The organism is Shimia sp., from assembly GCF_022448905.1.
Taxonomy (GTDB): Bacteria; Pseudomonadota; Alphaproteobacteria; order Rhodobacterales; family Rhodobacteraceae; genus Shimia.
This window is the reverse complement of record NZ_JAKVCW010000016.1, coordinates 12016-31981: the sequence shown is the minus strand read 5'-3', so window position 1 is coordinate 31981 and position 19966 is coordinate 12016. Positions and strand designations below refer to the sequence as shown.

19 protein-coding genes are annotated in these 19966 nt (G+C 57.3%); 3 read left to right on the top strand and 16 right to left on the bottom strand.

The window, feature by feature from the left end:
- Nucleotides 1-36: 36 nt before the first annotated feature.
- The 8 genes from MK208_RS17510 to MK208_RS17475 form a co-directional block, all read right to left on the bottom strand.
- Entirely contained in the window at nt 37-807 is a 771-nt protein-coding gene (locus MK208_RS17510) for a siderophore-interacting protein (protein WP_294118738.1), read from the bottom strand.
- A gap of 112 nt (nt 808-919) precedes the next feature.
- Complete coding sequence (locus MK208_RS17505; RefSeq protein WP_294118733.1) at nt 920-1801, bottom strand: metallophosphoesterase; 882 nt, start codon at nt 1799-1801, stop codon at nt 920-922.
- Nucleotides 1802-1804: 3 nt separating this feature from the next.
- The gene (locus MK208_RS17500; RefSeq protein WP_294118732.1) at nt 1805-2404 is read right to left on the bottom strand and encodes a superoxide dismutase; all 600 of its coding nucleotides are present in this window, start codon (nt 2402-2404) and stop codon (nt 1805-1807) included.
- A gap of 127 nt (nt 2405-2531) precedes the next feature.
- Nucleotides 2532-2933 carry a hypothetical protein gene (locus MK208_RS17495; RefSeq protein WP_294118731.1) on the bottom strand — a complete coding sequence of 134 codons (402 nt, stop codon included), beginning with the start codon at nt 2931-2933 and terminating at the stop codon, nt 2532-2534.
- Between the two features lie 101 nt (nt 2934-3034).
- Nucleotides 3035-3610: a sarcosine oxidase subunit gamma family protein gene (locus tag MK208_RS17490; protein WP_294118730.1), complete on the bottom strand. Its 576-nt coding sequence runs from the start codon at nt 3608-3610 to the stop codon at nt 3035-3037.
- On the bottom strand, nt 3603-6617 hold the full coding sequence (locus MK208_RS17485) for a sarcosine oxidase subunit alpha family protein (RefSeq protein ID WP_294118729.1): 3015 nt from the start codon (nt 6615-6617) through the stop codon (nt 3603-3605). Before MK208_RS17485 ends, MK208_RS17490 begins: the two co-directional genes overlap by 8 nt.
- Entirely contained in the window at nt 6614-6943 is a 330-nt protein-coding gene (locus tag MK208_RS17480) for a sarcosine oxidase subunit delta (protein WP_294118727.1), read from the bottom strand. Before MK208_RS17480 ends, MK208_RS17485 begins: the two co-directional genes overlap by 4 nt.
- A gap of 127 nt (nt 6944-7070) precedes the next feature.
- Nucleotides 7071-8318 carry a sarcosine oxidase subunit beta family protein gene (locus tag MK208_RS17475; protein WP_294118726.1) on the bottom strand — a complete coding sequence of 416 codons (1248 nt, stop codon included), beginning with the start codon at nt 8316-8318 and terminating at the stop codon, nt 7071-7073.
- A gap of 177 nt (nt 8319-8495) precedes the next feature.
- Here MK208_RS17475 and ccmI point away from each other — a divergent pair, with 177 nt between their 5' ends.
- The 3 genes from ccmI to MK208_RS17460 are packed head-to-tail and all read left to right on the top strand — an operon-like array spanning nt 8496 to nt 10443.
- Nucleotides 8496-9734 (top strand): c-type cytochrome biogenesis protein CcmI, encoded by a 1239-nt coding sequence (gene ccmI / locus MK208_RS17470; protein ID WP_294118725.1) that lies wholly within the window; start codon nt 8496-8498, stop codon nt 9732-9734.
- Nucleotides 9731-10213 carry a Holliday junction resolvase RuvX gene (gene ruvX / locus MK208_RS17465; RefSeq protein WP_294118724.1) on the top strand — a complete coding sequence of 161 codons (483 nt, stop codon included), beginning with the start codon at nt 9731-9733 and terminating at the stop codon, nt 10211-10213. Before ccmI ends, ruvX begins: the two co-directional genes overlap by 4 nt.
- The gene (locus MK208_RS17460) at nt 10210-10443 is read left to right on the top strand and encodes a DUF1289 domain-containing protein (RefSeq protein ID WP_294118722.1); all 234 of its coding nucleotides are present in this window, start codon (nt 10210-10212) and stop codon (nt 10441-10443) included. The genes ruvX and MK208_RS17460 overlap by 4 nt, the downstream gene beginning before the upstream one ends.
- Before the next feature lie 69 nt (nt 10444-10512).
- Here the strand turns inward: MK208_RS17460 and MK208_RS17455 are convergent, their stop codons facing one another.
- The 8 genes from MK208_RS17455 to MK208_RS17420 form a co-directional block, all read right to left on the bottom strand.
- Entirely contained in the window at nt 10513-11883 is a 1371-nt protein-coding gene (locus MK208_RS17455; RefSeq protein WP_294118718.1) for a calcium-binding protein, read from the bottom strand.
- A gap of 372 nt (nt 11884-12255) precedes the next feature.
- Nucleotides 12256-13083, bottom strand: coding sequence for a sulfite exporter TauE/SafE family protein (locus tag MK208_RS17450; RefSeq protein WP_294118716.1), 828 nt, complete (start codon nt 13081-13083; stop codon nt 12256-12258).
- A 78-nt stretch (nt 13084-13161) separates the two neighbouring features.
- On the bottom strand, nt 13162-14184 hold the full coding sequence (gene dusA / locus MK208_RS17445) for a tRNA dihydrouridine(20/20a) synthase DusA (protein WP_294118714.1): 1023 nt from the start codon (nt 14182-14184) through the stop codon (nt 13162-13164).
- A 1039-nt stretch (nt 14185-15223) separates the two neighbouring features.
- The gene (locus MK208_RS17440) at nt 15224-15919 is read right to left on the bottom strand and encodes an RraA family protein (protein WP_294118713.1); all 696 of its coding nucleotides are present in this window, start codon (nt 15917-15919) and stop codon (nt 15224-15226) included.
- Nucleotides 15916-16611 (bottom strand): alpha/beta fold hydrolase, encoded by a 696-nt coding sequence (locus tag MK208_RS17435; RefSeq protein ID WP_294118711.1) that lies wholly within the window; start codon nt 16609-16611, stop codon nt 15916-15918. The genes MK208_RS17440 and MK208_RS17435 overlap by 4 nt, the downstream gene beginning before the upstream one ends.
- Nucleotides 16608-17732: a cobalamin-independent methionine synthase II family protein gene (locus MK208_RS17430; protein ID WP_294118709.1), complete on the bottom strand. Its 1125-nt coding sequence runs from the start codon at nt 17730-17732 to the stop codon at nt 16608-16610. Before MK208_RS17430 ends, MK208_RS17435 begins: the two co-directional genes overlap by 4 nt.
- Nucleotides 17733-17862: 130 nt before the next feature.
- Nucleotides 17863-18819, bottom strand: a complete 957-nt coding sequence (locus MK208_RS17425; protein WP_294118707.1) for a cupin — start codon at nt 18817-18819, stop codon at nt 17863-17865.
- Between the two features lie 154 nt (nt 18820-18973).
- Nucleotides 18974-19963 (bottom strand): ester cyclase, encoded by a 990-nt coding sequence (locus MK208_RS17420; RefSeq protein WP_294118705.1) that lies wholly within the window; start codon nt 19961-19963, stop codon nt 18974-18976.
- Nucleotides 19964-19966: the final 3 nt, after the last annotated feature.

Below are 19966 nucleotides of genomic sequence, written 5' to 3'. Positions count from 1 at the left end.
AGCCGGCAAGCTTTTCTGTTTGTACCTGGAACCGCTTTAGGCAGCCGCCTGATTGGCCGCGTTGTCCTTCTGTTTGTCGGTTTTGTGCTGATCTTCGGTGCGACCGGCGCGCCAGTAGCTGGACAGGTAAATTTGATCCCGACCAACGCCGCGTTCGTTGCGATAATAGCTTCGCAAAGTCCGCATGCTGTCAAACTCGCATGCGGTCCAAACGCTGACACACCCTTCAAGCCACGGAAGCGATTTGATTTTGGAGACAAGATTGCCCTCAAGCTTTTCCGGCGACGGTGTCACGACCCAGTGCACTTCAATGCCTTCAGGCAGGTTCAGCTCTTGCTTGTCAGCTTCTGAGGTGACCTCAATAACCACATACCCTTTGATCGTTGCCGGCAGTCGCTCGATATTGCACATCAAAGCAGGGATCGCCGTCATGTCGCCGGCCAGGAACACCCAATCCGCCTCAGGGTCCACCATCTTCACAGACCCAGGTCCGCCAATCAGCATCCGGTCTCCAACTTTGGCATTTAGAGCCCAATCGGTCGCCAACCCACCCGTGTCACCGTGCAATGCAAAGTCCACGGCCATTTCGCCTTTCTCAGCATCGTAAGAACGGATGGAGTAAGTCCGCATGACCGGACGATCTGGATGCGCGCGTGGTGCCTCCAAAAAAATCAGCTTGATATAACCGCCTTCAAATCCTTCGGGAATAGTATGAATTTCGCTGCCGCCAAACCGCACGCGCATCATATTTGGCGTCACCTGCTCTGTACCCAGAACGTCCAATATCCGAGATTGCGGTCTTGCCATCGTCACTTCCCTTTTGAAATACGTGCGGAGATATATCCGATTAAATTACTCGATTAAACCACTCTTCGCGACGAGGGAAGTGATCTTTGCAAAAAACAACTTCTGCGTTTTTTCAAGATGAGACCTCGATCACGGTAATCTCAGGAACGACCCCAAAACGCACAGGCATAATCGAGCATCCAATGCCACCAGAAACCACAAGGTCGCGCCCATGTTCCCGCACATGGCCATAAGCAAAACGGTTGCCGTGACGTGACGGCACAATCGGAGACCATCCGAATAGTCTCACCTGCCCACCATGAGTATGACCGGAAACCGTTAGGCTGACACGATTGGGCATTTCAGAAAAGATGTCAGGCTCATGGGCCATCATCACGACTGGCGCCCCGTCGTCCGCTATTTGAGACAAAGTACCTGGCAAATCATCCAACCCTTGCCACTTACCATTCCGTCGGATTGCAATTTGATCCTCCAGACCGGCCAACCAAACGCCATGTCTCTCAATCTTTAGCGCTTGATTGGACAACATGGTAATGCCCTGCGACTGCAGCGCTTCGCCATACAAATTTGGGCCACCGCCCCGTTTCTGCGCGCCAAGGTCATCCCACCAATCGTGGTTGCCCAATACACCGAAGACGCCTTGTTTGGCTTTGAGCTTGCCGAGGATCGGTGCAACGTCGCGGATTTTTACGGGTTTGGTGATGAAGCGATGCCCTGCCGCATAGTCCCCGAGCAGCAAAACAAGATCAGCATCCAACGCATTGACGCGTTTCACCAACTGTTCAATGCGTCCTAATCCGACATACGGTTCGCCCACATGCAAATCTGCCAAAAGCGCAATCTTGAGCGGGGGTGCAGTCCAATCATCCCGCCTGATGCGCCACTTTTTCACGCGCAAACGCAGAGCGGGCTCAATAAAGAACCCATAAGTGGCCGCAAAAAAGCCTGCCAGGATCACTCCCAGCAGGCCCTTGATAAATCCACGACGGGTCATGGATTACATGCGCGATGCAACGTTTTCCCAGTTCACCAGGTTGTCCAGGAAGTTGGACAGGTACACCGGACGCTTGTTGCGGTAATCGATGTAGTAGGAGTGCTCCCACACGTCACAGCCCAGCAGAGCAGTCTGACCGAAGCACAGCGGGTTCACGCCGTTCTCGGTTTTGGTTACGGCCAGGGAGCCGTCTGCGTTTTTAACCAGCCATGCCCAGCCAGAGCCAAACTGGCCGGCGCCAGCGGCGGAGAACTCGGATTTGAATTGTTCTATGGAGCCGAAGGTCTCTTTCAGAGCATCTTCCAGAGCGCCAGGCATTTTGCTTTCGCCAGGACCCATCATTTCCCAAAACTGGTTGTGGTTCCACAGCTGCGAAATGTTGTTGAAGATGCCGTTTTGGGCAACTGCATTGGCGTCATAGGTGCCAACGATGATTTCTTCCAGAGATTTGCCTTCCCACTCGGTACCGGCGATCAGCTTGTTGCCGTTGTCGACATATGCCTTGTGGTGCAGGTCGTGGTGGAATTCCAGCGTCTCTGCGGACATGCCTTTGTCGGCCAGAGCGTCGTGGGCATAAGGAAGATCAGGGAGTTGAAAAGCCATTGCAGCATCCTCTTCTGTTGCGCGAATTGTCTTTGCCTGACACATGTGGTCGAAAGCCCTGCAAGGTCAAGGGGAAAGCGGTAAAATGCGATGAGTGCAGAGCTCTTCCCCACTAAGATGCGCAGAATTACTTTTGCAGGGTGCAGGAACCATTGCCGGTTTCAGTGTTCGGATAGCCAAAGGCATTAAACGTCAGATGGGCCCGGTTGCGCTTCTTTTTGTACACCAAAGACCACTCAAGCGTCGCCTTTTGCCCGCGACTGCTTATGACATCCACCAGACGCCAACGCACACGCATTTGTTTGTCATTGTCTTGAGCAAATTTTGCCTGCACCGGCGCCCGGTCGTGGCTCTTGGAAAGGCGATCTGTCACCTGGGCGCCGCCCTTACCATCAAACTCAACCAAAACCTCAGGCGATATGGTGCCATTACTCCCGCCGCCGCGGAATTTACAAATATACGTCTGCGCCTGCACAGTCGTCGCCGCAGCAAGAGAAAGGCCGAGCACAACAGAGATTGTCTTCAACATTGTTCAGAAACGTCCCAAAAGTGTTTTCGGTACAATAGGCGAGCAACACGCAACCACAAGTAGCAATTCTGTCACAGGTACGCGGCCTTTCGGCGACGCAGTTAGGCTCTACAGTGGAAGCCCACCTCGCCGCCCGGCTGCGCCGAAACCTTCAGCACGTCAAAGACATACTGTGCCACAGAGCGGAAACAGATAACCTCAAAGCTGCCATCTTCATTGCCCCAAACCGCCGCAGGTACTTGCGCGATACGCGAGCGACGGATGTCCGCAGCGCCAAACGCGTCTTTGGCAAAATCCACCGGGGCCAGTTTGGCCAGCACATCGCGGCTACTGTCGCCTGACAGACGGAACACAGCGCGGGCATCCGACACATTGGCCACCAGCGCATGGCTGTCTTTCAGAGCGTCCGTCAGGGTGGCAACGGTGGTATTGGCTGCCTCATAGTCCACAACAACCAGCAGCTCGTCTGGCGACATCCACGCCACCGCGCCTGTGTTTCCAAAAGTCACCTTGCGTACCTCAGGCACCGCCGCACCGGTTGCCGCAGTCACGGCCGCTGCCATCTCTTTGGACGCCAGATCGCCACGCACCGTGATCATGCCACGCAGGCGGGTTTCCTCGACCTTGGCAAACCCATCGAACGTTACGCCATCCAGGGCGCTCACAGCCTTAGACATTCTGCTTCTCCCCGTCTTTGTCATAGAACACCGGATCGACCACTTTGGCCTTCACTGTGCTGCCGTCCACTTTGTTGAACTCCACCACATCGCCGAGGCGTTTCATGCCGCCGTGAATGAGGCCCATGGCAATGCCGCGGTCCAGCGTCGGCGAATAGTAGGTCGAGGTCACACGCCCCTGCACGTTGCGTTGGCCGTTGGCGTTGGTGCCATGGTTCACGATGTAAGCCCCATCCGGAATGACGGAGCCGTCTTCAGTTTCGAAACCCGCCAGCTTCCAACGGTCATCTGAGGCCATATGATCGCGCATCTGTGCACGTTTGCCCAGGAAGTCTTCTTTCTTCTTGGAGATCGCCCACTGCATGTTGAGATCCTGCGGGATCACCGTGCCGTCGGTTTCATCGCCAATCATGATGAAGCCCTTCTCGGCCCGCATCACGTGCAGCGCTTCGGTGCCATAGGGCATGATGTTGAATTCGGCGCCTGCTTCGAGCAGCGCATCCCAGAAGGCACGGCCTTGCGACGCTGGCACGGCGATTTCGTAGGACAGCTCGCCGGAGAAAGAAATGCGGTAGGCGCGGGCGTCAAAACCGCCGATCTTGCCGTCTTTCCACTCCATAAAGGCGAGTCCCTCTTTGGAGACATCCATCTCGCCACCAAGTTTCTCGATCACCTTGCGGGCGTTTGGACCCACAACGGCAATCTGCGCATATTGCTCGGTGACATTGGCAGTATAAACCTGCCAGTCCCACCACTCGCACTGCAGCCAGTCTTCCATCCAGCCATGAATACGCTCGGCGCCGCCGGTGGTGGTGTGACAAAGGAAGGTGTCCTCATCGATGCGGGCGACAACGCCGTCATCAATCAGGAAGCCATTTTCGTTGCACATCAGGCCATAGCGGCATTTGCCCGGCTTCAGAGATGACATCATGTTGGTGTACATCATGTCGAGAAATTTGCCCGCGTCTGGACCCTTGACGATGATCTTACCGAGCGTAGACGCATCCAGTAGGCCCACACTGTCGCGGGTCTGACGGATTTCGCGGCTGACCGCATCGGCGTGGCTTTCACTGCCGCGCAGGAAGCAATACGGGCGCCGCCAATGGCCCACTGGTTCAAAGAAGGCACCGCTGGCCTCGTGCCAGTCGTGGATTGGTGTGCGGCGCAAAGGTTGGAACACCTCGTCGCGCGCCTCACCCGCGATCGCACCCATGGAAATAGGTGTGTACGGCGGGCGGAAGGTGGTGGTGCCCGTGGCCGGAATGGGCTGATTAAGCGCATCAGAAAGCACCGCCAAGCCGTTGATGTTGCTCAACTTGCCCTGATCAGTCGCCATCCCAAGCGTGGTGTAGCGCTTGGTGTGCTCGACGCTTTCGTAGCCCTCCTGCGCGGCCAGTTTCACGTCCGACACTTTCACGTCGTTCTGATAGTCCAGCCAAGCTTTCATACGTAGCTTTGGCCCTGCGCCCTGTGGCATCAACCAGCAGGCTTGCAGCGGCGCTTCGTCGTGCACCTCGCCTTTGGGCGCTTCAGCCGCAGTCACAATAAAACCTGCCGCCTCAGCTGCGGCTTCACCCGCTTTCAGGCCATCCACCAGCACGTCATCCAGTTTAAGCGGACCACTTGCGGTACCCGCTGTAGAAACAAAGGGGTTGCCATCATGGCTGGTGGGCGCACGGTCGGGATCAGGGCGGAAATGCGCCTGTACCTCGTCCCAGATCAGCTTGCCGCCACAATGAGACCACAGGTGCACCACCGGCGACCAACCGCCGGACATGGCGACTGCGTCACAGGCGATCTCTTCCAGAACAGCGCCCTCGCCCGCTTGCGAGCAGATCGCCACGCCAGTCACGCGCTTGCCGCCTTTGACCTTGGCAATGCCTTTGCCGTTTTCAACACGGAAACCTTGTTCCCGTGCGGCATCGGCCAGAGGGCCACCGCCATTGGGACGTGCGTCAAGAATGACTGGCACATCGAGACCGTGGATCTTGAGTGTAAAGGCGGTGCGGTAAGCGTCATCATTGTTGGCCACAACCACCACGCGATCACCGGAGCTCACGCCGTGGTTGACGATGTAATCACGCATCGCGCTGGCCAGCATCACGCCGGGAATGTCGTTGCCCGCAAAAGACAGTGGGCGTTCGATGGCGCCGGTCGCGGTCACAATCTGTTTGGCACGGATCCGCCACAGGCGATGGCGCGGGCCATCCATCAAAGGCGCATGGTCGGTCAGGCGCTCATAGCCAAGGATGTAGCCGTGGTCATAGACCCCTGCCCCCATCATCCGGTTGCGCAGCGTGACGTTGTCCATCACCTCAAGCTCGGCCACGGTGGCGTCGATGAAGTCATCGACCTTCACGCCATCCACTTTGCCGCCATCGACCGGCGCGCGGCCACCCCAATGGGCGGTTTGCTCCATCAATAGGACTTTGGCACCGACTTTACCTGCCGCCTTGGCAGCCATCAGGCCAGCCACACCGCCGCCAACAACCACCACGTCAAAAAAGGCGTAGAAATGCTCATAGCGGTCCGCATCGCGATCTTTGGGCGCTTTGCCCAGCCCCGCCGAGTGGCGCACAATCGGTTCAAACACATGTTTCCAGGCCGCCGCGGGCGCCATAAAGGTTTTGTAGTAGAACCCTGCCGGTAGCGCGCGGGCGGCGTAGTTGTTGACCACGCCCACATCGAACTCCAGCGAGGGCCAGTGGTTCTGGCTGGTGCAGGTCAGCCCGTCATAGAGCTCGGTGGTGGTGGCGCGTTGGTTGGGCTCGAACTTGCCGCCTTTGCCAAGATTTACCAGGGCATTGGGCTCTTCCGCACCCGAGGCGACCACGCCACGTGGGCGGTGATATTTGAACGAGCGGCCCATCAGCATCTGGTCATTGGCCAGAAGTGCCGAGGCCAGCGTGTCGCCCTCAAAGCCGGTGAACTGCTTGCCGTTAAAGGAGAATGTCACCTGTTTGGATTTGTTCAACAGGCGTCCGCCGGTGGTCAGACGTGTGCTCATGAGAACTCCCTCCAGGTCCAGCCGGGGTATTTGGCCGTGATCTTGTCTTTGATGTCCTGCGGCGGCTCCAGCGTTTGCGCCGGATAGGTGCCAAAGACCTCAAGTGTCATGGTGCAGCGCGCGGCGTGGAAGAATTTGCCGCAGCCGTTGGAATGCCGCCAGCGCTCAAAATGCACGCCTTTGGGGTTTTCGCGCATAAAGAGGTAGCTTTCGAAATCCGCGTCATCAGAGCCGGGACCAAAGCGTTTGAGATGGGCCTCACCTTCGGCGTGAAGCTCGGTTTCCTCGGCCCAGACGCCGCAATAGGGGCATTGAAGGGTTAGCATTGTGCAATCTCCCAAGTAGTACAGAGGGCCGTGCCCGATCCGAGGGGGGAAGCGAAGCGCCCGCCCGTGGGGGCGGATCGGGCGCTGCCCGGCGTTGCCGGGCGAACGAGGTTGAGAGGGAGCGCCATCAGTGCGCCACCCCTGCCGCAACGCTTTCGTCAATGAAACGACCTTCGATAAACCGTTCCATGCCAAACTCAGCGCTCAACGGACCCGGCTCACCTTTGGCGATCAGCTCAGCCGTGGCCCAGCCGCCGCCAGGGATGGCTTTGAAGCCGCCGGTACCCCAGCCTGCGTTGATGAAACAGTTGCCCAGAGGCGTCTTGCCAATCACCGGCGAGCGGTCGCCGGTCACATCCACGATGCCGCCCCACTGGCGCAGCATTTTGAGGCGGCTGACCATCGGGAAAGTTTCACAGAGCGCCCGCACAGTTTCTTCGATGTGGTGGAAGCTGCCGCGTTGGGTGTAGTTGTTGAACCCGTCGGTGCCGCCGCCAATCACCATCTCGCCTTTGTCAGATTGAGACATGTAGCCATGCACGGTGTTGGCCATCACCACCACATCCATACATGGCTTGATCGGCTCAGACACCAGCGCTTGCAAAGCTACAGATTCCATCGGCAGACGGAAGCCCGCCATATTGGCCAAGGCACCGGAGTTGCCTGCGACCACAAGGCCAAGCTTGTCACAATCAATTGGGCCTTTTGTGGTGTCGACGCCGACGACATTGCCACCTTCAGACCGCACGCCAACCACTTCACATTTCTGAATAATATCCATGCCCATGTCGGAGCACGCGCGGGCATAGCCCCAAGCCACCGCATCATGGCGACCAGTGCCGCCGCGCGCCTGCCAGAGACCGCCGAGCACCGGATAACGTGGGCCGTCGATGTTGATGATCGGCACCAGTTCTTTCACACGTTCCGGCCCGATAAACTCAGTGGTCACGCCTTGCAGCGCGTTTGCGTGCGCTGTGCGTTGATAGCCGCGCACCTCATGTTCGGTCTGCGCCAGCATGATCACGCCGCGCGGAGAGAACATGACGTTATAGTTCAAGTCCTGCGACATGGTCTCATAAAGTGAGCGCGCCTTTTCATAAAGCGCGGCAGAGCTGTCCTGCAGGTAGTTTGACCGGATAATCGTGGTGTTGCGCCCCGTGTTGCCGCCGCCAAGCCAGCCCTTCTCAATGATCGCGACATTGGTGATGCCAAAGTTCTTGCCCAAGTAAAATGCAGTGGCGAGACCGTGGCCACCCGCGCCCACGATGATCACGTCGTATTTTTTCTTGGGTTCCGGAGAGCGCCATGCGCGTTCCCAGCCCGAATGGTAGCGGGCGGCTTCACGGGCGATGGCAAAGGCTGAATATCTTCTCATGAGCGTGATTCCGAATAGGAGGCAACTTCTCCCAGTTTATGAACTTTTTGCTAAGTCGGTCACGGTGGTTAAAGCGCCTATTTGCAGACCGGTTGCGACATGTCGCGTCAGAATGCCGATTTTGCTTTCAGCCGCCTGTTCACAACACTACATGTGGTCCAGCACTTAGGAGGCCACATGATTTTCTGGATTGTTGCAGCTGCCCTAGCCCTCGTGACCGCTGGCTTGTTTGCGCTCGCATTGACACGTCGCGATGAAGAGGCGGAACACCCTGCCGCCTATGATTTGCGGGTTTATCGTGACCAGCTCAAAGAGGTCGATAAAGATCAAGCTCGGGGCGTGATTGGCGAAGAAGACGCCGCCCGTATGAAGACCGAGATTTCCCGGCGCATTCTGGCTGCCGATGCGCAGATGCAGAAAGCGGAGAGCGGTCAAGCCGAAGACAGCCAGCAATCTAGAGTAATTGCCGTGATCTTGGGCGCTGTGGTTCTTACCGGAAGTTTTGGCCTGTATTATAAACTCGGCGCACCGGGTTACCGTGATATGCCGCTGCAAGAGCGCGCGGCGGAGGCTCAAGCACGCCGCGACAATCGCGACCCACAGGCCGTGGCCGAAACCAAAGTGCCCGCCCGCCCTGCGGCGGAGGCGGGTGAAGAGTTTTTAGACCTTATGGCAAAGCTACGCAAAGCTGTGGCGGACAATCCAGAGGACTTGCGCGGTCAAGAGCTTTTGGCTCGTAACGAAGCCAGCCTCGGCAACTTGAGAGCCGCGCACGAAGCTCAGGCAAAGGTCATTGAAATCAAAGGCGACGATGCGACCGCAGGCGACTATGTTTTGCACGCCAACTTGCTGATCACCGCGGCGGGCGACTATGTCTCCCCAGAAGCTGAGGCCAGCCTCAAAAAGGCACTGGAGCTTGACCCGTTCAACAATCTGGCCCGTTATTATACCGGCCTGATGATGTGGCAGACCGGCCGTCCGGACGCGACGTTCCGCATCTGGGATCAGGTGCTGCGGCAAAGCCCCAATGACGCGCCGTGGGTGCCATCCATTCGCGCCACCATCACTGAATTGGCCTGGTACGCTGGCATTGACTACAAGATGCCTGCGCCGGTGCCAGCCCATTCCGCCGACGGTCTGTCCGGCCCTTCAGCCGAAGACATGGAAGCGGCAGGCGAACTGTCGGTTGAGGACCGTCAGGCGATGATCCAGGGCATGGTGGACCAGCTCTCAGATCGATTGGCAACCGAGGGCGGCACACCACAGGAATGGGCGCGTTTGATTGGGGCCTATGGCGTATTAGGGGACCGCGCACGGGCCGAAGCGATCTGGAACGAAGCGCAGAGTGTTTTTGCAAACGTGCCTGATGCATTAGAAATCGTGCGTATGGGTGCAGCACAGGCAGGTTTGGAATGAGCGAGATTTACCAAAGCATAGAAGAGATGGCCCCGGACTTGCCCGCGATGCAGGCGCTGATGGGGTTGGATCTGGGCACCAAGACCATTGGTGTGGCGGTGAGCGACAGCTTCCGCTCTGTGGCCACGCCGATTGAAACCGTGAAGCGCAAGAAATTTGGCGTGGATGCGCAGCGCCTCATCGAGATCATCCAAGACCGCAACATCGGTGGGATCATCCTTGGGTTGCCCATGAACATGGACGGCAGCGAAGGTCCACGGGCGCAATCCACCCGCGCCTTTGCCCGCAACCTGTCTGCCTTGGTTGAGGCACCGATTGGCTTCTGGGACGAGCGATTGTCCACCGTCGCGGCGGAAAGAGCGCTATTGGAGGCGGATACGTCACGGAAACGTCGCGCAGAGGTGATCGACCATGTGGCTGCGTCCTATATCCTACAAGGAGTGTTGGACCGTTTAAACCATCTTGGGAGTGCCTCGTGAGCAAAGACACCGTGTGGACGCGCGCCGAAGTCGAAAGTCCCTGTGTGAAACTCTGCGTTGTGCATCCCGAAGAACGGATCTGCACCGGGTGCCTGCGCACGATTGATGAAATCACCCAATGGTCCAAGATGGCGCCCGATGAGCGCAGCGAGATCATGCAGGAGCTGCCAAACCGCGCGCCACGGTTGAAGAAACGTCGAGGTGGTCGGGCTGCGCGCCTGAAGCGCTAAATCCAGACACCAGCCCAAACAAAAAGCGCGCCCGAAAGAGCGCGCTTTTCTCGTTTCTAAACTGTAGCTTTAGACAGTGGGCTCTGCATAAGCAGGGACCGGATCCGTAGTAACAGCACTTTCCACCACGTCCGTTTCCACAACCGACACATTGGCCGGTGTCATGCCCGCGCCAAAGACGGTGGCGACCGGGGCGCCGTCATAAGAGACCGTGAACCAGCCCTCACCCGCGTCCGCATCGGCATCAACCGTCACCGTGCCTGTGCCCTCACCTTCCGGCACCAGCAGCGCAAAGACGTCTTCGGCCACGTCAAAGTCTTCGATCACAGGCAGGTTGTCCGCATCCACCCAGGTCCCGGAGGCGAAGGTGTCGACGCCCGCGCCGCCTTCGGCAACATCGCCGGAACCGAGGACAAAGGTGTCGTTGCCGTCACCGCCGCGCATGGTGTCTGCGTCCAGCACATCGCTGGCCGCGATGGTTTCGTCATCAGAGCCATCTTCGACGCCAACAAAGACATCGTCACCCAGACCGCCTTCCAAGCTGTCTTCGCCAACGCCCCCAATCAGCGTGTCATTGCCGCGACCGCCCAGAAGCGTGTCGGCCCCAGCTGCGCCAACAAGGCTGTCATCAGAGGTCTGGCCAGACAGGTGGTCGTCACCCTCGCCGCCTTCCAGCGTGTCATCGCTGTTGCCGCCCCAAAGCGAGTCATTGCCTTCTCCACCGGTCAAGCTGTCGTTGCCGTCACCGCCCAGCAGGCTGTCATCCCCTTCGCCGCCATCCAGCGTGTCGTTGTCATCTTCGCCGTTCAGGTAGTCATTGCCCAAACCGCCGCTCAGAACATCCAGGCCCCGGCTGCCCATCAGACTGTCGTCGTCGTCGCCGCCATCGAGGGTGTCATCCCCCCAACCGCCAAACAGCGTGTCAGCGCCATCATCGCCGGTCAGGCTGTCATTAGATGTGCCGCCACCCATAAGGTCATCGCCAGCGCCACCGGCGAGAGTGTCCGCGTCGTTGCCGCCGGAGATCTTGTCATTCCCCTCGCCGCCATCAATCGCGTCTTCACCGTCGCCACCAAGAATGGTGTCATCGCCGCCAAGCCCCGTGACAGCGTCACCGCCTGCATCGGCTTCAATCCGGTCGCCTTCTTCGGTGCCGGCCAGCGTGTCTGCGCCCTCGGTCCCGGCGATCGGATCAACGGAAACCGTTGTTGGGTCACCCGGGTCCGTTGGGTCGGTCGGATCACTGGGATCAGTAGGGTCAGTTGGATCTGTAGGATCAGTTGGATCTACTGGATCGTCGCCACCGGTCGTGGTTGGATCACCGGTTGTCGGATCATCGTTGGTTTCTGGCTCCGTGCTGCTGTCGTCATCATCATCCGTAATTTCATAGATCAACGCGCCGCCGAGGACCGCAAGGCCCAAAATCCAAAGTAACTGCATCGCTTTACACCCTTGGTCCAAATAGAATTTTCAAAAGTTTAGCCAAAAATTCGTTTAAAATTAAGGAGACATTTTGCAGCGATAGTAAAATCGAAACAATGCGGCACCAAAGACCGTAACGTTTCCATCCTTGCAACGAAACATAGGGTATTGCCTACTTTTCAAGGACCGCCGTGCGACTTTAACGTCACGCCAAGGAAGCCAAAGCACGCGTGGGTGGTGTAGGGCAAAATGGAAAAAGCGATCCGGGAAAGTCCTCCCGGCGGCTCATATGAAAAACCCACGCAACGTCGATTCGTGTCTCATAAGGCCCAATTCCCCTCGGAGTGACAAAACACTGACCTTGGGGTTGCGAGAAAATCGCAGGTTTTCTTACAGACCCGCCGCTTTGCGCAGCATGTTCAGCGCGACCAGCGTCAAAAACACGGCAAACACCCGCTTGAGCGGTTTGGGGTCCATAGCATGGGCCAGCTTGACCCCCAAAGGTGCGGTCAGAAGCGTCATGGCAATGATCAGACCAAAGGCCACCATGTTGACCGCCCCAATTGTGAACGGCGGACGGGTTGCCGGATCAATCTCCATAAACAGAAAGCCAATCACCGCAGGCACGGCAATGGTCACACCAAAGCCTGCTGCCGTCGCCACAGCGCGGTGAATCGGCACATTAAACAACGTCATCAACGGAACGCCAAAGCTGCCCCCGCCAATACCCATAAGCACCGAGAGGAACCCGACACAGGGGCTGACAACCACACGTGGCAATCCGGTCGGCATCGCTTGTCCCAACCGCCAATGCGCCTTGCCAAAGCCCATATAGGCCCCAATCACCAACGCCAGACAGCCAAAGACCATTTGCAACGTCACGGAGCGCAAATTGGCCGCCACCAGCACGCCAATGAAGGCGCCGACAACAATGCCAGGCGCCCAGGTGCGCAGGATGTCCCAGTCCACCGCGCCCTTTTTGTTGTGGCTTGCCACAGAGCGCAACGATGTCACAATGATGGTCGCCAGCGAGGTCGCCAGACACACCTGCATCAGTTGCGGCCCATCGTAACCAAGCGCCTGAAACGCATAGAAAAACGCTGGTACTAAAACGATGCCGCCGCCAACCCCCAGCAGGCCGGCCAACACCCCGGCCACCCCGCCGATCACCAGCAAAAGCAGCAGCATTTGAATAAGCAAGGTAGGATCGTGGGCCATCAGTCTCTCCGGGATCGCGCGTTGAGCAGAGATAAAGCCCAAATCCCGACGGTTCGCAACCAACCTCGTCGCGACGCGTTACGCCGCCGCTTGGGTAACGTTTTCCAGTGCCGTCAGAACCGTATCCGGCCCTGCCCCCGGTTTGGTGGCATGTTCCGACAAATACCGCCGCCAGGCCCGCGCCCCGGGTTTGCCCGCAAACAACCCGAGCATATGCCGCGTGACCTGGTTGAGCTTGCCGCCCTTGGCGAGATGCGCCTCGATATAGGGCAGCATGTGCTGTACCACCTGTACGGGATCACTGTCCGCCCCGGCACCGTAGATCTCGCGATCCGCCGTGCTGAGTATATCAGTGGGGTTGTGATAGGCCGCGCGGCCAATCATCACCCCGTCCATGCCTTCGGCGAGGTGCGTTTTGGCCTCTTCCAAAGTGGTGACGCCGCCGTTGATCGACAAATGCAGCTCCGGAAAATCCCGTTTCATCTGATAGACCAGCGGATAGTCCAATGGTGGAATATCGCGATTTTCCTTGGGACTCAGACCCTGTAGCCACGCCTTACGCGCATGAATGGAAATGCGTTTTATGCCAGCACCTTGCATCTTATTTATAAAGTCAGGCAACACCTCTTTGGGCTCCTGGTCATCCACTCCGATCCGGCACTTGACGGTGACTTTGACATCTGTGGCGTCCTGCATGGCCCGAACGCAGTCCGCAACCAACTCGGGTGTTTTCATCAACACCGCGCCAAAGGTGCCAGACTGCACTCGATCCGAGGGACAGCCAACATTGAGGTTGACTTCATCATAGCCCGCAGCGGCACCAAGTTTCGTGGCAGCGGCCAGTTCCTGCGGATCACTGCCGCCAAGTTGCAAAGCGACCGGGTGCTCTTCGGTATTGTAATCCAACAGATGCACCGCCCCGCCCCGCACCAGCGCGGGGGCTGTGACCATCTCCGTATAGAGCAAGGTGTCCCGCGACAACAGCCGATGCAGATAGCGACAATGACGGTCCGTCCAGTCCATCATCGGGGCGACAGACAGGCGCGCGGCTCGATGAAGGTCTGACGCCTTGGAGGGGGACGTTGCGGTCACGTCAGTCATCAGATTGATCTCTCTTGCGGTTGGCCAAAGGGTGGCGTGTCAGCACTCGAAGCGACATACGTCGTGGGCACTACGATAGCGCAAGCGTATTCTGCAAGCCAAAATCCAGTCCCATTTTTGGAAAATGGTGCCCCCACACGGAACCTGTTTCTTATTGCAACTTGTTGCAAATCGTACTTCTGACCTTTTTCTGTTGCGGATTGTGACTGGCTTGCTCCGTAAACTGCAGCAGACCGTTGCAACATGATCCAACGTAAGTGTGGGGTAGAATGTGGGGCGGAATTTGTCGTCTTGACGGTTGGCTATGTTTTTGGTGTCGCTGCAACCTTTTCGGATCTCAGCCAACTTACCTTTGAGCCGCTAATTTTGAAGTTCACCATAACTCGAACAACAATTTTCTGATGAGACGACAAAGCTGACACAAAATTCGACGTCCCACAGTCAATTGTTGCAAACATTGCCATTTATGAATTTGTCGCAGTTCGAACCCATTTCGGTGGAATTTCTTCGAAAGTGCCTTGATCGAAATGCCTAGGCTCGCACTAAATAACAAAGCCGGAAGAAAGGCAAACTGTCATCCCAAAAGAGACAGGCGTGAATGTGCAAGCGGAATTTTTCCGCCGAATCGCAAAGTCTTAGTCAAGTGATCCAATAATACTGCCAGAAGTTCTGCACTCGGCCCTTTGCTGCCGTAGGATCAACACCCACCTAACGACGGCTTCCAGCCCAAAGAGAACATGACCTTGCTATAAGGATGGCAGGTTTCCAGAAATTCACAGCAGCCAGTTTGAAAGTCTTCTATGCGCAGATCCAATGATCCACACCAACCCGCCAGCTTCTTGCCCTTTCCGCCCAGCTGACTAGCTGATGAGTTTGGAATTAGTCACCAGCTTTTCCGCGGCAGGTTCGCTTGGCCAAGTGCAAAAAATAGAGAGGTCACAATCGTTCAACACTCTCCCTGTCTGCACCACAGCCATCTTGAGGCCGGTCTTGGATCCACCACAATGTCTCCAGGCGAACCAGAACTTACGTTTCTGGCTCAGGTGCGCGAAGCTTCAAATGCGGCCCAAGCTGTTGCAAAAGCTGCAAAATCGAACCCCGTTTTTCGTGCCGGTTCCAAGATCAGCTGCTCAGTGTCCAGCAACTTATGGATCGCGCCTTCCAGTTGCCCAACCACTTCCGGCGGGATCACCAAGGCACCATGCCGGTCCGCATGTACCAAATCGCCATCACGGATGCGCAGGCCAAATACCTCAACTTCTGTTCCAATTTCCCGCACATGGACGAAGCCATGACTTGGTCCTATGGAGCCTGCCAGCACGGGAAACCCGCTTGGCAAATCTCCCAGGTCGCGCATGACACCGTTGGTCAGTGCGCCGCTGACTCCAAGCCCTTTGTGAACGGTTGTGTTGATCTCCCCCCAATAAGCACCGATGCAGTTCGGAAAATCGACATCTTCAATCACCGTGATCGCTGGGCGCGGCCCGTCCGACATATGTTTGTAGTAGGCCATGCGTCGGGCTTTAATCACGTCAGGCGCCCCTTGTGGCGGTTCCAGCGCCGCGATTTTGGCAGTGCGGGCATAGCCCACCATAGCGCCGCCCTCAGGATCAGAACAGAGCATGGTGCCGCGCGTAAACTGATCAAAACCACGTTGACCTTGGGCCACTTCAATGGCGTTGCAAACGGTCGGGGTATCCACTGATTGCAGCAGTTTCAAAAGGGTGTCGTTCATAGGCTCTCCAGCCAGCGGGTCAACGCTGCATTGGTAATTCGGGGTTGCTCCAAGGTCGGTAAATGCCCCGCGTTTTCAACAATCTGTAATGTGCTGCCCGGGATCAAATTTTGCATCAATCGGTGGCGTTCGACGGGGCACAGGCTGTCCTCCCGACCGCAAAGGATTAGCGTTTCGCCGGAGTAACTCCGCAGGGTTTCCGTTTGATCTTTGCGATCACGCAAGGCTTTGGACTGTCTAACAAAAATATCTGGCCCAAGGTCGGTGGCCATGGCCATGCAAAGGTCCAAGATCTTGCCTTGATTAGGTCCATCCGCAAGGTAATTAGGCTTCATCTCCTCGCGCATCACGCGCCGCATGTCTCCCGCCAAAGTGGAGGCTATTTGAAGCGCTCGGCGGTCTTTTGTCGCCTCGGATTCCGCAAGCGGGTTGGTGTCCATCAAGGCTAGCCCCACAATGCGGTCTCGCGCTTGTCGCAACATCTCCATGGCGACAATGCCGCCCATCGACAGCCCCGCCAGAGCGAACTTTGGAGGCGCGTTTTGCAACACTTCTGTGGCGAGTTTCTCAATGGTTTTCTGCCCGCCCAGCGGCGCCGTCATGATCGGATATCGTCCAGACAAAGCGTTGATTTGCGGGCCAAAAAGGCGCGCATCACACATCATACCGGGGAGCAAAACCAAAGGTGTCATGACAGCGCTGCGGCTCCTTCGCTGAGGGCTGCCAGTTTGGCATAAGCAATATCGGGATCGACCGCGCCAAATCCTGCGAAAGTCCCGAAGCCGCAGTCGCTTCCGGCGATCACACGGTCCGCGCCAACGATATCACTAAAGCGTTGAATACGCTGAGAAACCAGCTCAGGATGCTCGACAAAATTGGTGGTGGTATCCACCACTCCGGGCACAAGTATTTTGTCGTCGGGGATTTCAGATTTGCGGTCTCGAAACACCGTCCACTCATGCGCATGACGCGGATTGGAGGTTTCAAACAGCACATAGCGGGATTTGGTCGCCATCAAAGTGCTGAACACCTTGTCCATCGGGATGTCGCAACAATGGGGACCCTCGTAATTTCCCCAACAAATATGGACCCTTACGCGATCTTGCGGCACGTTTTGCAGGGCGTGATTGAGCGCCTCTACATGCATATTCGCGATCTTGAGGAACTCGTCATCGCTCAGATCATTGAACAACATATGGCGGGACAGGGCCAAATCTGGGCAGTCCAATTGCAGGTCTAAGCCATTGGAAACAATGGTTTCATACTCGTCCTTCATGGCATCCGCGAGGGCCGCCAGATAGTCTTCACGACTGGCATAATGATCATTCTGCAAGAACAGCGAGATCACCCCTGGCGAGGCGGCATTCATAAAACCACGCTCCACGCCGTGAGCCGCCATGGCGGCCTTCAGGTTACTGATATCTTTCATCAATTCCCCCTGCCCTTTGCTGCGCACCTCTCCGGTGCACTTGGGGCGGGCGTATTGCGGTGTGCCGCCATCATCGGCCAATCGCTTCAGGAAAGACGGGAACATCTTGAGGTCTGCTGGTGCGTTGCGCTCGCTGTCGCCCGAGAACCCCGTGTAGCGGTCTTTTACATAAGTGGCGTAGGAAATTTTGCTGGTTTCCCCGTCGCTTACAATATCGACACCCGCGTCGACCTGTTTGCGTACCGTCTCGTCCACGGCAGCGGTCATGGCTGCATCGAAAGCCGCCGGATCATAGGGTTTTTCGTGCTCACGCGCAAAGATGAAATCCACCACCTCTTGGGTACGTGGCAGGCTGCCCACATGGGTTGTTAAGATTTTGCTCATCGCGCCGTTTTCCCTGTCTGTTTCCCGTCAGTATCGCGTCGGTAACGCGGAGGTGCACTCCGCAACCCGACACCGTTAACGTTTGAGCGCCTCGCGCGGCAGTGAGTGCCGCCGCGCGAGGCCTAAGGTTTTAGCCGGTCCAGGTGGCACCAGCGGTATCGTCTGTTGCGGTGATGCGGTAGAGCCCCGCTTCCCCCGTCATCGAAGGGGTCACGCTGTAGCTTTCGCCCGGCAGTACCACGGCCGTGTCCCCTGCGGACAAGGTGACCTCCACGTCGTCGATAGTGATGCGCCAGTGGCCACTGGCGGGCATCAGCACCACCGGCTGCGCAGTGGTCACGGGTTCTGTCACGGCGGACCCGCGCGTCAGGAAGTCGACCTCAAACCCGGGCTTGTCTTTGATGATCGCGTCCTCGCCGATCACCTTGGCTGGCTTTTTTGCCGCCAACGCCATCAAATCCCAATAGCGCTCCACATAGGGCATCACCTCTTCCACTGGCACTTCGGGGAAGGCTTTTAATTCTTCCTCGGTCAACAACGGCATGGGGCGCACGTTGTGTGGCAGCTCTTCGCCCTTCTTGCTGTCATAAAGCACGCCGTTGTCACCCAGCATCAAACCATGCGCCTGCGCATCTTCAATCACGTGCGGCGCCCAAGTGACGCCCCCACCCGCATCATCCCCGCCAAGGATCGCCATGATCATCCCGTAATCCTGACCAACGTTTTCAAAACCACGGAAGATGCCGGTGGGAATGTTAAAGATATCACCTTCTTCAGCAATGAACTCACCGGCGTCGCCGTGCAGGCCCCAGAAAAAGCGCCAACGGCCTTTAGCCACGAAGAACACTTCAGCGGTGGTGTGGCTGTGCAAGCTGTTGCGACATTTGGGCGGCTGTCCCGCTGCGCCGATGTTAAAACCGATCTTATCGGTGATGTGCACATGCTGATCCGGGGACTCGGACACGCCGCCGCCGACGATTGTGAAGTTTTCTTTCTGATCGCTGCCCGGTGTGTGGGCGTCAATGAAGGCCGTTTTGCAGGGTTTCAAGTCGCCGTAGCGCACAATGCGGGATTGGATAGAACTCATCTTTTGTCTCCTTGTGGGGTTTGGATTGGGATCGAAGTAGACCCCGCCCCGGGAGGACGGTTGTTGAGACGGCGTGCGCGCAATGCGGCACGATGCGCATGAAAGCGCCGCGCCGCCTGTGTGTTGCACAGCCGAGGATATGTCAGGTTAGAATTCACGCCTGACCGGTTTGAAGTAGGATCTGTTTCCAGACCGAGGTTTCATCAAACAGCGTGTATTCACGGCGTACTTTGGGCTGATCCGTGATCAGCGCGCCGAAGTCTGCATGGCTGATGCCCAGCACGTAAACCTCCGCGCCAGTCGGCGCACCAAAAGTACCCCACCCTTCGTGTTTGCCCCAGAGGCTCCACCGGATTGCGGCGCGCGGTGGCATCATCGGATCATCGCGGCCAATCTGGTGCTCAATCTTAAACTCTGCATTTGGGAAGCTGGCGCGCAGGCCCATCCAGAAACGGTCCACTGCATCCCAGCCATGGCCAGTCACGCCACCAACATATTCGGATTGCACCGCGCGGTCGTACTCGGCCTCAATCGCCGCGATATCCGCGCCCATGATACGGTTGAGTATCTCCGCATAACGCGCGCCCCACACGTTGTCGTTGCCGGTCCCTGTGTAGGGGCCGGGTTGGTCCGTGTGCGGTGTCAGGGGCTTCACGCAGTTGTCTGGTCCACCTTCGGCCTCGATCAAATTGGCGGCGTATTCCTTGGGCTCCCACCCCATTTGACGCACGATGGCACCTTGGTCGCGGATCAGCCATTCATCGTTGATTTGATTGTTGATTGCGTGACAGTCAGCCAGGATGCGATAGCGCAATTGCTTGCCGGTCGCCTTGCCATAAACGCCATCCGCCATATGAGTGGCGGTGGAGATGATCCGGTGGGAGCTGAGCATGCCCTCCTCCGGCGTACCGGACCAAATCACATCTTCACCCAACAACTGCCGATCCGGAAATTCTGCCAGCGTGGCCATGGTTGCGCCGATGACATTTTGATTGCCCAGCACCACGGAAGCCGGAGAACGCACAACGATGTCATCGCTGTAGTAGTGGTGCAGCGTGGCAATGCCCCGATCTTCCCAAATCTCTTTGGTGATGCCGATGATGTAATCGGGGAAATCCTGAAATTTCGCATCGAAGCCTTGCATGGG

What these genes read in the sequence shown, in the direction of transcription:
- MK208_RS17510 (WP_294118738.1), bottom strand. Translation starts at nt 807, where the DNA reads ATGGCAAGACCGCAATCTCGGATATTGGACGTTCTGGGTACAGAGCAG.
- MK208_RS17505 (WP_294118733.1), bottom strand. Translation starts at nt 1,801, where the DNA reads ATGACCCGTCGTGGATTTATCAAGGGCCTGCTGGGAGTGATCCTGGCA.
- MK208_RS17500 (WP_294118732.1), bottom strand. Translation starts at nt 2,404, where the DNA reads ATGGCTTTTCAACTCCCTGATCTTCCTTATGCCCACGACGCTCTGGCC.
- MK208_RS17495 (WP_294118731.1), bottom strand. Translation starts at nt 2,933, where the DNA reads ATGTTGAAGACAATCTCTGTTGTGCTCGGCCTTTCTCTTGCTGCGGCG.
- MK208_RS17490 (WP_294118730.1), bottom strand. Translation starts at nt 3,610, where the DNA reads ATGTCTAAGGCTGTGAGCGCCCTGGATGGCGTAACGTTCGATGGGTTT.
- MK208_RS17485 (WP_294118729.1), bottom strand. Translation starts at nt 6,617, where the DNA reads ATGAGCACACGTCTGACCACCGGCGGACGCCTGTTGAACAAATCCAAA.
- MK208_RS17480 (WP_294118727.1), bottom strand. Translation starts at nt 6,943, where the DNA reads ATGCTAACCCTTCAATGCCCCTATTGCGGCGTCTGGGCCGAGGAAACC.
- MK208_RS17475 (WP_294118726.1), bottom strand. Translation starts at nt 8,318, where the DNA reads ATGAGAAGATATTCAGCCTTTGCCATCGCCCGTGAAGCCGCCCGCTAC.
- ccmI (WP_294118725.1), top strand. Translation starts at nt 8,496, where the DNA reads ATGATTTTCTGGATTGTTGCAGCTGCCCTAGCCCTCGTGACCGCTGGC.
- ruvX (WP_294118724.1), top strand. Translation starts at nt 9,731, where the DNA reads ATGAGCGAGATTTACCAAAGCATAGAAGAGATGGCCCCGGACTTGCCC.
- MK208_RS17455 (WP_294118718.1), bottom strand. Translation starts at nt 11,883, where the DNA reads ATGCAGTTACTTTGGATTTTGGGCCTTGCGGTCCTCGGCGGCGCGTTG.
- MK208_RS17450 (WP_294118716.1), bottom strand. Translation starts at nt 13,083, where the DNA reads ATGGCCCACGATCCTACCTTGCTTATTCAAATGCTGCTGCTTTTGCTG.
- dusA (WP_294118714.1), bottom strand. Translation starts at nt 14,184, where the DNA reads ATGACTGACGTGACCGCAACGTCCCCCTCCAAGGCGTCAGACCTTCAT.
- MK208_RS17440 (WP_294118713.1), bottom strand. Translation starts at nt 15,919, where the DNA reads ATGAACGACACCCTTTTGAAACTGCTGCAATCAGTGGATACCCCGACC.
- MK208_RS17435 (WP_294118711.1), bottom strand. Translation starts at nt 16,611, where the DNA reads ATGACACCTTTGGTTTTGCTCCCCGGTATGATGTGTGATGCGCGCCTT.
- MK208_RS17430 (WP_294118709.1), bottom strand. Translation starts at nt 17,732, where the DNA reads ATGAGCAAAATCTTAACAACCCATGTGGGCAGCCTGCCACGTACCCAA.
- MK208_RS17425 (WP_294118707.1), bottom strand. Translation starts at nt 18,819, where the DNA reads ATGAGTTCTATCCAATCCCGCATTGTGCGCTACGGCGACTTGAAACCC.
- MK208_RS17420 (WP_294118705.1), bottom strand. Translation starts at nt 19,963, where the DNA reads ATGCAAGGCTTCGATGCGAAATTTCAGGATTTCCCCGATTACATCATC.